The 13,390-nt window shown below is 66.6% G+C and carries 12 protein-coding genes; 3 read left to right on the top strand and 9 right to left on the bottom strand.

Annotation, left to right across the window (positions count from 1 at the left end; all coding sequences use genetic code 11):
- Window positions 1-48 precede the first annotated feature (48 nt).
- The gene (locus ATO9_RS10310) at window positions 49-462 is read right to left on the bottom strand and encodes a MerR family transcriptional regulator (RefSeq protein ID WP_043748128.1); all 414 of its coding nucleotides are present in this window, start codon (window positions 460-462) and stop codon (window positions 49-51) included.
- Window positions 463-617: 155 nt separating this feature from the next.
- On the opposite strand from ATO9_RS10310, the gene ATO9_RS10305 reads away from it, so the two are divergent.
- The 3 genes from ATO9_RS10305 to ATO9_RS10295 are packed head-to-tail and all read left to right on the top strand — an operon-like array spanning window position 618 to window position 2,938.
- Window positions 618-1,091, top strand: a complete 474-nt coding sequence (locus ATO9_RS10305) for a PaaI family thioesterase (protein ID WP_081979530.1) — start codon at window positions 618-620, stop codon at window positions 1,089-1,091.
- A complete protein-coding gene (locus ATO9_RS10300) occupies window positions 1,088-1,609 on the top strand; it encodes a PaaI family thioesterase (RefSeq protein ID WP_043748124.1) in 522 nt (173 codons plus the stop codon). Before ATO9_RS10305 ends, ATO9_RS10300 begins: the two co-directional genes overlap by 4 nt.
- Window positions 1,610-1,618: 9 nt before the next feature.
- A complete protein-coding gene (locus ATO9_RS10295) occupies window positions 1,619-2,938 on the top strand; it encodes an MATE family efflux transporter (protein ID WP_043748123.1) in 1,320 nt (439 codons plus the stop codon).
- Window positions 2,939-2,954: 16 nt separating this feature from the next.
- On the opposite strand, the gene ATO9_RS10290 is transcribed toward ATO9_RS10295, so the two are convergent.
- The 8 genes from ATO9_RS10290 to ATO9_RS10255 all read right to left on the bottom strand — a co-directional run bounded on the left by ATO9_RS10290 (window position 2,955) and on the right by ATO9_RS10255 (window position 13,252).
- The gene (locus ATO9_RS10290) at window positions 2,955-4,094 is read right to left on the bottom strand and encodes a trypsin-like serine peptidase (protein ID WP_043748120.1); all 1,140 of its coding nucleotides are present in this window, start codon (window positions 4,092-4,094) and stop codon (window positions 2,955-2,957) included.
- Window positions 4,091-6,334, bottom strand: coding sequence for a S8 family peptidase (locus tag ATO9_RS10285; protein WP_043748118.1), 2,244 nt, complete (start codon window positions 6,332-6,334; stop codon window positions 4,091-4,093). The genes ATO9_RS10290 and ATO9_RS10285 overlap by 4 nt, the downstream gene beginning before the upstream one ends.
- Window positions 6,335-6,380: 46 nt before the next feature.
- On the bottom strand, window positions 6,381-7,631 hold the full coding sequence (locus tag ATO9_RS10280) for a matrixin family metalloprotease (RefSeq protein WP_052418229.1): 1,251 nt from the start codon (window positions 7,629-7,631) through the stop codon (window positions 6,381-6,383).
- Window positions 7,632-7,634: 3 nt separating this feature from the next.
- On the bottom strand, window positions 7,635-9,290 hold the full coding sequence (locus ATO9_RS10275) for an amidohydrolase family protein (RefSeq protein ID WP_043748115.1): 1,656 nt from the start codon (window positions 9,288-9,290) through the stop codon (window positions 7,635-7,637).
- A gap of 88 nt (window positions 9,291-9,378) precedes the next feature.
- Complete coding sequence (locus tag ATO9_RS10270) at window positions 9,379-11,169, bottom strand: peroxidase family protein (protein ID WP_043748112.1); 1,791 nt, start codon at window positions 11,167-11,169, stop codon at window positions 9,379-9,381.
- A 354-nt stretch (window positions 11,170-11,523) separates the two neighbouring features.
- Window positions 11,524-11,862, bottom strand: a complete 339-nt coding sequence (arsC, locus tag ATO9_RS10265; RefSeq protein ID WP_043748109.1) for an arsenate reductase (glutaredoxin) — start codon at window positions 11,860-11,862, stop codon at window positions 11,524-11,526.
- Complete coding sequence (locus ATO9_RS10260) at window positions 11,859-12,917, bottom strand: quinone-dependent dihydroorotate dehydrogenase (RefSeq protein WP_043748106.1); 1,059 nt, start codon at window positions 12,915-12,917, stop codon at window positions 11,859-11,861. The genes arsC and ATO9_RS10260 overlap by 4 nt, the downstream gene beginning before the upstream one ends.
- A complete protein-coding gene (locus ATO9_RS10255; RefSeq protein ID WP_043748103.1) occupies window positions 12,914-13,252 on the bottom strand; it encodes a DUF952 domain-containing protein in 339 nt (112 codons plus the stop codon). Before ATO9_RS10255 ends, ATO9_RS10260 begins: the two co-directional genes overlap by 4 nt.
- Window positions 13,253-13,390 lie beyond the last annotated feature (138 nt).

The raw sequence follows: 13,390 nt of genomic DNA, 5'->3' as shown, positions 1-13,390 counted from the left end.
ATGCCCTTGGGTCAGGCATTTGCGGGGCAGGGGTGACGCCGGGGCAGGTCAGTCCTCGACGATGTCCTGCACGGCCTCGGTTGATTCGTCATAGGCGGCGAGGCTGGCCGCGGTGCGATCGCGCAACGCCTGAAGCTCCGCGATGGTTTCATCGATCTGGTCGCGCTGCTCGCGCAGTTCGGCCAGTTGGGTGTCGGCGTTTTCCACCCAGCTTTGCATCTGGGCGGCAGAGCCTTCCTCGTCATAGAGGTCGAGCCATTGGCGGATGTTTTCAAGTGGAAAACCGTATTTTCTGCCGCGCAGGATCAGCTTCATCCGGGCGCAGTCGCGGGCCGAGTAGAACCGGGACCGGCCTTCGCGTTCGGGGTGCAGAAGCTCGATATACTCGTAATAGCGAAGGGTGCGTGGGGTCACCTCGAACCTGGCGCACATCTCCTTGAAACTCAGGCGTGTTTCACTCATTCAACGGCTGCTCCGACCTTGTTGCCCAGCAAGTCGCGCCCCAATGTGACGCAGGGTCATTTTGACCCGAGCCACGACGATCTGCAAGGGCAAGCAGGTGCAAGACTTGCCCCTTGGCGGGAATGCCGGTCATATGCCGGGGAAAGGGTTCAAGAATGACCGACGACAGCACTGCCATCCCCCCAGATCCGTCCAAGCCCCGCAGCCCGGAAGACAATGACCGGCTGACCCGGCAATTCATGGATGCGCTGCCCCATGCCAAGGCGCTTGGGCTGGAGCCCGGGTCCGTCGGCCAGGGCAGGGCGGAGTTCACCTTGCCCTATTCCGAAAAGCTGATCGGCGATCCCGCGACCGGTGTGCTGGCCGGGGGCGCGGTGTCGGCCTTGCTGGACACGACCTGCGGGGCGTCGGTGATTTCGCATCCGCGCAGCGCGGGTGGCACGGCGACGCTGGATCTGCGGATCGACTACATGCGCCCGGCGACGCCCGGACAATCGGTGCGGGCGCGGGCGGAATGCTACCAGGTGACACGCTCGGTCGCTTTCGTGCGGGCGGTGGCGCTGGACGATGACGACGACCGGCCCGTGGCCTCGGCCACCGGGGCCTTTACCTTCCAGGCGCGGCCATGAGCGGGGCGGGCAACAAGCGGCCGGAGCCGGTGCAGGTCATCAAGCAACGGCGGGATGCGGCGCTGAAGGCGCTGGTCGACGGCATTCCCTATATCCGGTTCCTCGGCATCCAGTTCGAACGGCGCGGTGACGAGCTGACCGCGGTGCTGCCCTTCAAGGAAGAGCTGATCGGCAATCCGTTGTTGCCGGCGCTGCATGGCGGGGTGACCTCGGGCTTTCTCGAGACGACGGCGATTGTCGGGCTGGGCTGGTCGATGATCTGGGACGAGATCGAGAACGGCGACAACGATCCGGCCGACCTGGTGCGCCAGGCACAGCCGAAATGGCCCAAGACGATCGACCTGACCGTCGATTACCTGCGGTCCGGCCTGCCGCGCGACGCCTATGCCCGGGCCGAAATCACGCGATCCGGGCGGCGCTATGCCTCGGTCCGGGTGGAGGCCTGGCAGGATAATCGCGACCGTCCCTTCGCCCAGGCGACAGGGCATTTCCTGATGCCCGACCGGTCGTCGGGGTAACAGGCGCACATGGCGGACCCGATCACCCACCGGCGGGTGCTGCAGATCGCCCTGCCGATCGTGCTGTCCAACGCCACCGTGCCGCTGCTGGCCGCCGTCGATACCGGCGTGGTCGGCCAGATGGGTGCGGCGGCCCCGATCGGGGCCGTGGGGATCGGCGGCGTCACCCTGACGGCGATCTACTGGATCTTCGGCTTCCTGCGGATGGGCACGACGGGCCTGACCGCCAATGCCGTGGGCCGGGGCGAAACCGCCGAGGTCGCCGCGCTGCTGACCCGCGCGCTGATGGTCGGGCTGGCCGGGGGGCTGGCGCTGATCGTGCTGCAATGGCCGATCTTCTGGGGCGCCTTCCGCATCTCGCCCGCCAGTGACGAGGTCGAGGGGCTGGCGCGGCAATACATGGCGATCCGCATCTGGTCGGCCCCGGCGGCGATTGCCATCTACGGGATCACTGGCTGGCTGATCGCGCAGGAACGGACCCGGGCCGTTCTGGGCATCCAGGTGGTGATGAACGGCATGAACATGGGGCTCGACGTGCTGTTCGTGCTGGGCTTCGACTGGGGCGTGCGCGGCGTGGCCGTGGCGACTGTGATTTCCGAGCTATGCGGCGTGGCCCTGGGCCTGTGGTATTGCCGCGCGGCGTTTCGCGTGCCCGCCTGGCGCGACTGGGAGAGGGTGTTCGACCGCGTGCGTCTGACCCGGATGGCGCTGGTCAATCGCGACATCCTGATCCGGTCGATGCTGCTGCAGGTGATCTTCCTGTCCTTCATGTTCTTCGGGTCGGATTTCGGCGATGTGCAACTGGCGGCGAACCAGGTGCTGATCCAGTTCCTGTTCATCACCGCCTATGCGCTGGACGGGTTCGCCTTTGCCGCCGAGGCCTTCGTGGGCCAGGCCCTGGGGCGCGGCGACCGGGCTGCGCTGCGGCGCGGGTCGCTGCTGACGGGGCTGTGGGGGCTGATCATCTGCGTGGTGCTGGCCGTGGTCTTTGCCCTGACCGGCGGGATGATCATCGACCTGATGGCGAAATCCGAACCGGTGCAGCAGGCAGCGCGGGCCTATCTGCCGTGGATGGTGGCGGCGCCGATCATCGGCGTGGCGTCCTGGATGCTGGACGGCATCTTCATCGGGGCGGCGCGGTCGGTGGACATGCGCAACATGATGGCCGTGAGCTTTGTCATCTATGGCATCGCATTGGCGGTGTTGATGCCGTGGCTGGGCAATCACGGGCTGTGGGCGGCGCTGCTGATCTCGTTCGCGGCGCGCGGCGTGACGCTGGCGATCAAGTATCCCGGGCTGGAGCGGGACGCGGACCGGGTGGAGGCCTGAGCGGTTCCGCCCTGCGTCACTCCGGTGGGGTTTCGGCGGGGTAGGCCGTGGTGTCGGGGCTTAGCCAGTCCTGGATGCGGTCGGCATGGACGCCGCGATTGCTGTCCCAGGCCTCGCCATCCTGGAACCCGAAATGATGCAGGCCGACCAACCGTCCGCTGACATCGAAGATCGGCGCGCCGGACGACCCGCCGGCAGTGTCGCAGGTATGGGTGAAGTCCGTCTCGGGCCCGCGGCCGGCGATCCGCGTCTCGCCCGCGTCGCAATCGAGAAATGAGATCTGCTTGGGCTGCGGGCCGGGATGCTGGATCACCACCATCGGGCCATCGGCAGCGTCGCCGAGCATGGCGAGGTCGACCTGGCCGTATTCGGGGCCGGGCGCGCCGGTCAGGGTGACGACGCTGGCATCGAGCGTGACGTTCACCTGCGCCGCTTCGAAATCGCGACAGCGCAGCTGCGGCCCCATGCCAAGCCGTCCCTCAGTATCGAATTCATAGCCGAAAACGGCGGTCATCGAGGCGCAGGTTGCGGCGCTGTTGATGCAATGTTCGTTGGTCATCAGCCGGTCGGGACCTATCAGGAAGCCCGAACAGGTGCGGGCAAAGCCGCCTTCGATGAAGGACAGGAAGGCCACGGGCGCGCCAAGTGCGCGCAGGTCGGCCGGGACTGCGGCATCGTTGATCGGTGTCAGCTGGTTGATGCCATGCACGGAATAGGGCGTGATCTTGGTGCTTTGCATCATCAGCTGGTCGATGAAGAGCGTGCTTTGAGGGTCGATGGGCGTGGGCGCGACCAGCGCGATGCGGGCGCGACCGAAGGGCATCAGGTCGCTCCACATGCCATCGGGGCCGACCCGGTCGAGCGGGATCGCCACGTCCTGATCCAGCGCGCCCAGCAGGCGCAGGGTGGCATCCGGCGGGAAGGGCGGGCCTTCGACGCGCAGGTGCAGGCGGATATAGTCGGAGCCGGGCACGCTGATCTCGTCGCTCCACGGGACGGGGGACGGGCCGGTGCGTTCGGCGGCGCCGATGCGGATGTCGCGGGCCTCGATCAGCCCGTCGACATAGGCCTCGAGCACGGGGCCGGGGCGTGCGCTGTCGTCCTGGGCAATCGCGGGGCCCGCAAGCGCGAGCAGGAGGAGCGGCAGCCGGGTCATTGGTCGAACAGGGGCGAGGTGTAGTCGCGGATGTCGCGGAACTGGAAGCTCACGACCTCTCCGGGGCCGTTGTTCTGGCGCACCAGCACCTCGACCGGGGCCGACAGCGTGCGCACCAGGCAGGAGGCATCGCGTTCCAGCACCCCGTAGCGCCCGCCGAGGTCGCTGCCGACATGGCGGAAGAGGAAATGCCGCTGCTTGGTCTCGTTCCAGGACAGGCGGCGCAGGTTGTACCATTTCTGGAATTGCTGGCCTGCGATCGGGGTACGGCAGACGAATTCGTCCGGGGCCTCGAGCACCTGTCCGGTGATGGTGCGGCCGTCGAACAACTCGAACTGCGCTTCGCGGACGTTGATCGCCCGCCCGACATTGAGCCGCCCGGCACGGACCGCGCCAGACAGGCCGGCGAAGAAATCCGAGGTGTAGATCAGCCGATCCTTGACGATCTTGGGCGACAGCTGCGCCCCGGCCAGTTCGTCGCCGTAGACATATTCGCCGGTCGAGAAGACGAGAGAGGCCGCCGCCGTGACCTGCGGCGCGGCGAAGGAGGTGCCGGCCTGGTGGGTGAAGCGGTTGCCTGTCGCGGTGCTGAGGATGTTTTCCGCGGGCGCGCCGATGTCGAAGGCCGGGTTGGAATTGGAACCCGCGGATTGCGAGGTCCAGAGGCCGGGATCGTCCATGTCGCTGTCCAGCCCGACCACGGTCAGCACGTTGTCCAGATCGTTCAGGCAAGCGGGCAGGACCGGGCAATGCTGAGCGTCGAATTTCTCGCCTTCATTGCCGGCCGCGGCCACGATGAGCATGCGGGAGCCGAGAACCGCCATCGCATTGGCCATGCGGCCCGGGTTGGACAGCCGCGGCTGCACCCCGAAGCTGAGATTGGCGACGCGCACGTCTTCGGGGATGGCGATCTGCATTTGCAGGATCAGGTTGTCGATCTGCTGATCGGCGACGCGGTTGCGGTCGAACGCCATCATCCAGAGCCGGGCATGGGGGTTCATGCCGACCATGCCCTTGCCATTGGCGCGCGAGGCGATGACGCCGGCCACGCCCGCCGCGTGATCGGCATCGGACATGGCAAGGTGGTCGATGGTGGCGCAGGTGTCGGCAGGGGGCGGCGCTGGCGTTGTGGTGTCCGACACCGGGGTCGGGGTCGTCTCCGCATCGGTTTCGGGGGCAGGCGGTGCCAGGTCGGTGCCGTCGGACAGGCGGATCACCGGCAGGTCGCAATGCCCGTCGGACAGGCGGGAATCGATCACCGCCACATGCACCGGCTGGGATTGGGTTTCGTCCAGGTCCTCGAGCCGGGCGAAGGGGTGGTTCACCAGTTTGAACAGCCCGATCTGGCTGTGCAGGAAGGGTTCGTCGCCGACCCCGAAATTCTGGATCGTGCCGATGGTCTGAACGTTCTGGCGGATCGCCTCGATCGCCAGGTCCGCCGGGGAGCGGCTTTCGAGTGTCTGATTCCAGGTCGGGGAGAAGGTGCTGCCCTCGTCAAAGCTGAGCTGGGCGATGCTGCCGGACTGGTCGGGGTTCATCACCTCTTTCAGCTGGTTGAGATAGCTAGAGCGCGTGTCGGGCCGCAGGGCGACGGTGGTGCCGATCTGCTGTTGCGGCACGGTGATCGCCACGTTGCCCGAGGCGGGCGCCTTGAGAAGCTGCGGGTTGAAGCGCCGCACGACGTCTTCGCAGCTGGCCTTGAAGGCCGAGCAATCCAGCCCCTGATCCGCGACGAAGGCATCGGGTGTCCAGCCCTTGGGGGCGGGGATGCGTTCCAGCGTCGTGGTGGTCATGAAGTCGTAATCGGGGATGTTCAGCGTCTCGCCACCGCGCAGGGACCAGCGGCCGCGGCTGGGGACGTAGCCGCCCACATGGGCCGTCAGGTCCCGCAACTCGCCTGACCCGGCGGGGCGCAGGGTGCGGCGGCAATGGTCGGGGTTCAGGTCGCACATCATCGCGTCCAGCGCGACGGGGAAATGGGCGCCATGCATCACCTGTTCCTGGCGCATCAGCGATTCCACGAAGGGGGGCTGGCCCAGTTCTGCGTCGCGCACGGTGAGGTTGCCGGAATTATAGAGCGCGAGGTAGAGCGCCTCGATCTCGTTGGACAATTCGATGGCGTTGGCGGCGTCGGGTTGCCACTGGAAGGTGATCTGGGGCACCGCCATTTCGGCGGTCGCGACGGAGGCCGTGGAGGCCGCAAGGAGCGCGGTCCAGGCCAGAAGGCTGCGTCGGATCATCGGGGGTCTCCTTTTCATCATCTGGGTCTTCATTCGGAGGTGCGGATCATTGCGGCAGCGGGGCGGTGGCCGTGACGGTCACGGTGAATTCGCCGTCCGTGTAGCCATGCACCGCGATGAAGGCGGTGGAGCGGTTGGCGGGCACGACGAAGTCGCAGGTTTCCTCGGCCCCTGACGTGTAGGGGCGGCAATCGTAGCTGGAGATCAGCGCCGGACCGTCGAGCTTTACATAGAGGTCGGGATCGCCGCTGCCGGTCATCTCGGCCCGGAAGACGGTGCCGGGGGTGACGGGCACGGAGGTGATGAGCCGGGTTTCGCCCTGCGCCACGGTGAAGGGGCCGAAGCTTTCGCTTTCGGGGGCGTTGGTGCCGGCCTCGGGCGTGCAGATATCGGTGTCGATGGTGAAACCCGCGGCGGCCCCATAAAGGCAGGCGACGCCGCTCTTGTCGGTCTCGGTCAGGCGCAGCGACCAGTCGCCCAGCCCGTTGCATTGCGGGTAATGCATGACCGAAAACGCATCGTAATCGGTGACGCCCCGCCAGTCATTATCTTCGAAACAGGTGCCGGCCTCGGGGCGGACATGTTCATGGCGCGCACCGATCACGTGGCCTAGTTCGTGGCGCAGGATGCCGCGCAGGGTCAGGTTGCCATTGGGGTCCAGCGAGAAGGAGGACGGGTCGATCACCACGCTGCGCGCCTCTCTCGGGTCGTTGGGAAAGAAGGCGGCGGCCAGGAATTGCCCGCCCGCATTCACCGGGCGCACGTCGAACATCACCTCGTCATTGGCGGCGTCGCAATCGCCGTCCTGCGACGCGATGTAGGAGAAATCGAGATCGGCCACGGCCTCCCACGCGGCGGCGGCGGCCTGCATGTCGCCCACGACCAGCGCGTGGCGGCTGCCGAAGGCGGTGCTGACGCAATAGGTCAGGTTGTGCTTTTCGACGGGCCCCCAGAGCTGATCGAGCCCGCCGACATTGATGACGGTGAATTCGGGCGTCTCGCCCATGGGGGGCACGGGTTTGTTGCGCACGTTCTGTTCCCAGAATTCGCGCAGCAGCTTTTCGTTGCGGATGGGCGTATCGCCGTTGACGTAATACTTGCCCGTCTCGGGGATATAGGTGGTCTGGTCGCGGAATTCCTCGAAGCTGAGGCCGGATCGCGCCTCGCGGGCGGCTTCGGCGAGGTCGGCCAGGGCGGCGTCGCCAGTGTCGGGATCAACCGGCTGGGCCGTGGCCGGACCGGCAAGGGCCAGCGCGACAAGCAGCGGAAGGGTGGGGCGGAGAACGGGGGTAAGCATCTGTCAATCCTCGAAAATGTCCTGGTAAATAGGGTGGGTTTTGTAGACATGGGCCAATCGCGCGCGTTGCTTTCCGCGCCGATCGAGCCCGAGATAGGCGGCGGCATTGCCGCCCATGACGGCCTCTGTCTGGGCCGGGGTGAGGCCGAGATCGTCGAAGGTCTGGTGAAGCCCGGAGAGATAGGCGGGATGGCTGGGCACGCGGCCGATCATCGAGAAGTCGGAGCCATACATCATCCGGTCCAGCATCTTGGGCGTCGATGCGATCAGCGCGGCGGTACGGTCCAACACGCGCTGGCGGTCGTCATTGTCGATCTCGGCGGCATCGGTCCAGTAGCCGAGGTCGAAATAGACATTGGGAAATTCGCCGACCATCGCGGCCATCGTCGCCTCCCAATCCGAGCCTGAGGTGAAGGCGTCGTCGTGCCCGGTTTCGTCGAAGCCGCCGAAATGGGCCAGGTTCAGCTGAAGGTTCTTGAACCGCGGATCGCGCAGCACCACTTGCCAGCCCGCCGGATCGGCGAAGGTCCCGGTATTGGGGCCGGCGGCGATGGAATTGTTGGCATGGGCCTTGATCGGCACCTCGTTCTCGACACACCAGGCGTAGAGCGCCTCGAGCTCACGATCCAGGGCGGGGGGGCCGTCGCGAGGCTTGCGCGGCACCCAGGTCAGGTCGGTGTTGTTGCCGATGGGGCGGAACCCCATGGGCGGGTAGAGCTTGATCCCCAGAAAGCCCAGGTCGAGCACCGCATGCTTGACGTTGCGCAGCGGATCGACGGAGGGGTCGTCCTCGCGTTCCAGCGCGGCGCGCAGGGGGCAGAAGGGGGCGAAGGGCAGGATCAGCGACGAGGTGTGCTTGCGCGCGATGGCGGCGACCAGTTCGATCTGGTCCTCGATCGGGGTCACGTCCTCTTCGGTGACAAGCCAGGCGCCGAAATCCACCAGCGAGGGCGAAAAGATGCGGATGCCGGTCTGACCGCCATAGAGCCGGTCGAGTTCGGCCAGGATGTCGATGCGCGACCGGGTCAGCAGCCCGGCCCAGCGGATCGTCTGGATCAGCGGCGAGTAATGCAGGTAATCGCGCGGCTGCCCGGTGGTGAGGCCCCCGGCGCCCCGGTCATAGATGCGGTTTGCGAGGGTCCGGGCCTGGGCCTGCGGGGTTTGCAGCGAATTGCGCAGGCCGGGGGTTCCGACCTCCTCAGCGATACGGTCGAGGAGGCGGTCCTCGTCCCGCCGCGTGGTCGACAGGCCGGTCGGGCGCGGTCCGGCGGCAGCGGCGAATTGCGCGATGCCGTCGGCCACGTTCTGCTGGTCGCGGCGGATCAGGTCATCGCGCGGGATCGGGGCGACGCGACCGCCGAGCTCGTCAAGTTCGGCCCGCGCGGTCGGCGTGTTCACCAGCAGGATCGAGGTCAGCAGTTTCAGGAAGGCATCCGTGGTCATGTCCGGATCGACCGGCGCATGGGGATCGCGGATGATCGTCTGTTTCAGGAAGCCCACCACGGGCACGTCGCGGCCATTGAAGAAATGGGTGTGGATGTCGATGGCGGTGCGCGACACTTCGGGCTGGAAGAACCGCCTGACCTGGGCGCAGCCTGACAGCCCCGGCAGGGCGAGGGCACCGGTGAGGCCCAGAAGGAGTCCGCGTCTGTCTATCATCCTTGAAGTCCTCTTTGTCCTGTCATGTCAGCGCCTTGGGGCGTCTGTTCGGGGGGCGGGCCGCCTGTGTGACGGCCCGGCCGGGGTTTCATTCGAGCACGAGGGCGAATTTCATCCAGGCCTCGATGCTGTCGATCGGGCTGCCATCGGGCAGGCGCAGCGGGCTGTGGGTCGGGTCGAAATCCTTTGACAGCGCGCTGTCGGGATCGGCCAGCAGGATGGCGACGAAGGTGCTCGCCACGATCCAGCTGCCGACCTCGCCCAGGTGGTCGCCGCCGGCTGCCTCGGCCTCGGCCAGGACGTAGAACCAGAGCGGCGTGCGTTCGAAGAGCCGCGATTGCGTGCCTTGCAGGAACCCGGTCAGGTTGGGCTTGTTGTCGAGGATCGCGCCGACATCCGGGATCGGGTCGGTCGTGACCGCGCCGGTGGATTTCAGGTAGGCATGCAGGGCCTGTCCGGTGGGCAGGCGCAGGCTGAAACCGCGGCGCAGGTTGCGGCGGGCAAGCTGACGGAAGAGCTTTTTCAGCATCTCGTCCTCTTCCTCGCCGCCCTCGTTGCGCAGGTCGCCGAGGGGCGGGGCGATCAGCGTGTCGATGCGCCGGGCCGCGCGCGCCGGATGGCCGTCGGCGCTGTCGGGATCGGCGGTGACGAAGCGGGACCAGTCGATGATCCGTTCGCGCGGCAGCTTGCCATGGCCATCGAAGCCACCGCCGCCGGTATGGGCGAAGATCTGATCGAAGGGCGCCTTGTCCGCCGCCCCGCCGCGCCCGAAATTGCCATTGTAATCATAGGCATCGCGCACCATCGAATGGCCGAAGCGGAAGGCGGCCACGGAAAATTCCATCGCCATGGCGTCGCCCAGGGTCTTGGTGCCGATCCGGTCCGCATGGGCGGCGCGGAAGTCGAAGAAATGCTTGGCACGGGCCGCCAGCACCGATTGCACCACGGCCGGGTCGCAGACCGTCTTGAGGTAACCTTCGACGATCAGCCATTGGTAATGCAGCTTGGTCAGGGCCTGGGCGGAATGGAAATCGGGCAGCCAGCCGGTGTCGTTCGCCTCGAGGAAGTCGACGACGCGGTTGTGGAACCGCAGGAAGCTGAGGTGGAATTGCGCAATGTTGAGGTTTTCGTCATTGCGCATGTCCCCGATCAGCGCGCGGCTGTCGAGGGATGCCTCGAACTTGGCCACATCCGCGGGCGACAGGTTGCGGGCCAGGATGTCGAGATAGGCTTGCTTGACCGAATGTTCGACCTGGCCGAAGCGGGGCAGGTCGCGGTGCGGGTCGAGCCCGTCGGGGATCGGGCCATGGGGGGCACAGGTTCCGACGCGCATCTTGGCCGGGTATTTCGGGTGCCGCATCCCCGAGATCACGCGGGCCGCATCGGCATAGGCCGCGGCTGCCTCTGCGCTGTCCTGAAGGCCGACGGGCAGGCCGCCATAGACCGAATCCAGGTCGAACCGCGGAGAGCGCGCATTCTTGAGCTGCGCTTCGATCTGGTCCGCCGTATGGGTCGGGGCGGGGTGTTCGATCGAGGAGATCTGGGTTTCGCGGTCGGTGCGCGCGGTCAGCTCGTGATCCAGGAACTGGCCCCAATAGGTCATCACCGCGGGCATGGTCGAATCCGGCGTCACGTCGGGCGAGGCGGCATTGGCCGCGGGGACCATCAGGTCGCCCAGCTCGTCCAGTTCGGCCAGGACGTCATCGGGCAGGTAATCGCCCGGATCGCCCGAGGGGGGCAGGATGAAGCCGAAATCGCCGGCCTCGTCGACGGCGATGTCGCCATCGGCAGGGATCAGGGCCCGGGCCTGAAGCGCGGACTTTCTGGGTGGGGCGGAGCGGCGATTATTGCCGCCGTGGGATTGAAAAAAGAGAGACATGACGTCCTCCGGGAAAAAGGGATGAAAAATTCGCCTTACCTAACGTCAATCAAACTACAACAACCCTGTGTTGAGTCGACAGTAAGGAATTCCCCACTCTCCGAAGGGCGTCCGGAAACCGGCGCCCGGCACCGTGGCAGAGGGGCCGAGTTCACACTTTGCGTGTTTTTTGGGCAGTTGCGGATGGGTTTCGGGGACAGCGGCCGCCCCTGATGCGAATCGTTTCGCGACCGTGATCGGCGGTCTGTTCCGTTATCAAGTGAGGTCGAAGCAGGTTCGCGCTGCCCCTCAGGCGGTGTCTGTGGGATCAATCATGGGTTGCGAGAGGTCGGCGTGCGTGCTGGCCCGAGGCGGTCAGAGCAGGGCCAGAACGTCTTCGGGCGGGCGACCGATGGCGGCGCGTGTGTCGGTGATCGCGATCGGGCGTTCGATCAGGATCGGGGTTTCGGCCATGGCGGCGATGAGCGTGTCATCGTCGCTGTCGCGGCTCAACCCGGCCTCCTTGAAGGCCTTTTCCTTGACCCGCATCATCTGGATCGGGGCGATGTCCAGCTTGGCCAGAACGGCGCGGATCTCGGACGTGTCGGGCGGATCCTGGAGGTAAAGGCGGATCGTGGGCTCCACCCCGTTTTCCTGAAGCAGGGCGAGGGTCTGGCGCGACTTGGTGCAGCGCGGGTTGTGCCACAGGATCATAGCCAGTCCTCCATCCCGGTGCCGACGGCGTCGGCGACATTGGCGAAGCCGTCCCGCTCCAGCAGGCGGTCGAGGCCATGGGCGATCTCGGCCCCCAGCGAAAGGCCGTGGAAAACCATGGCCGAATAAAGCTGCACCGCCGACGCGCCGGCGCGGATCTTGGCATAGGCGTCTTCGGCCGAGCTGATGCCGCCGACACCGATCAGCGGGATCTGGCCTTCGGTGACCTGGGCAAGGCGGGCAAGTACGCGGGTCGATTTCTCGAACAGGGGCGCGCCGGAGAGGCCGCCCTTTTCCTCGCGATGCGGGCTGGAGAGGCCGCTGCGGTCGAGCGTGGTGTTGGTGGCGATGATCGCCGAGAGGCCGCGATTGGTGGCCACGCGGGCGATGTCGACGATTTCCGCATCGGTCAGATCGGGGGCGATCTTGAGGAAAATGGGAATGCGGCGCGGCAGCCAATCCCGCGCTTCGATCACGCCCGCCAGCAGCGCGTCGAGCGCCGCGGCACCCTGCAGGTCACGCAGGTTCTCGGTGTTGGGAGAGCTGACATTGACGGTGGCGAAGTCGAGGAATTCACCGCAGCGCGACAGGACGCGGGCGAAATCCTCGGCCCGGTCGTCGCTGTCCTTGTTGGCGCCTAGATTCAGGCCGATCACCGCGTCGCGGGGGCGTTGGGACAGGCGGTCGGCGATGACCTCCATCCCGTCATTGTTGAACCCGAAACGGTTGATGACGGCGCGGTCCTCGGTCAGGCGGAAGAGACGGGGGCGCGGATTGCCGGGCTGGGCGCGCGGGGTGACGCCGCCGACCTCGATAAAGCCCAGACCGGCGCGGGACAGGGGCGACAGGACCTCTGCGTTCTTGTCGAACCCGGCGGCCAGGCCGATGGGATTGGCCAGGTTCAGCCCGGCCAGCTGCGTGCGCAGGCGCGGCGAGGTGACCAGGCCGGGCAGGGGGGCAAGGCCCGATTTCATGGCGAAGAGCGCGATCCGGTGGGCCTGTTCAGGGTCCATACGGCGCAGCAATCCCATGCCGGTCTGTTCGAGAAAATTCATGACATACGGTCCGGGAAGACGTGTGCGCCGTCGACCAGCGGCAGGTCTTCGTGCCAGGTGACATCCTCCAGCCGCAGGGGGCGGTAGAGATGAGGGAATTCGGCACCGCCGCGGGAGACCTCCCATTTCAGGTCGTCGCCCAAGGGGGCGGCATCGACGGCGGCGAGGATCAGCCCCTCGGCCCCGGCGAAATGCTTGGCCGCGGTTTCCTCGGCCTGGGTGGCGGTCGAGAAGTGGATGTAGCCGTCGGCCAGGTCGATTGGGGCACCATCGGTCTGGCCGGTTTCCGCGAGGTGCTGCCATTCCGGCGCACGAAATATCTTGTAGATCAGCATGAATTGGGGATGCCCCGACGCTCCGTGATCGTCAAGTGCACGGATGCCGTGGCGGCGGGGAAACTGCGGGCGCTACTGGGTCTGAAGGGTCTTGGGGGGCGCCCCGGGCAGGGGATCGGCCCGACGCGGTCGACAGCC

The organism is Pseudooceanicola atlanticus (assembly GCF_000768315.1).
In the GTDB taxonomy this organism is placed as follows: Bacteria; Pseudomonadota; Alphaproteobacteria; order Rhodobacterales; family Rhodobacteraceae; genus Pseudooceanicola; species Pseudooceanicola atlanticus.
Note: the sequence above shows the minus strand (reverse complement) of the source record. Positions and strands in the feature narration are given on the sequence as shown.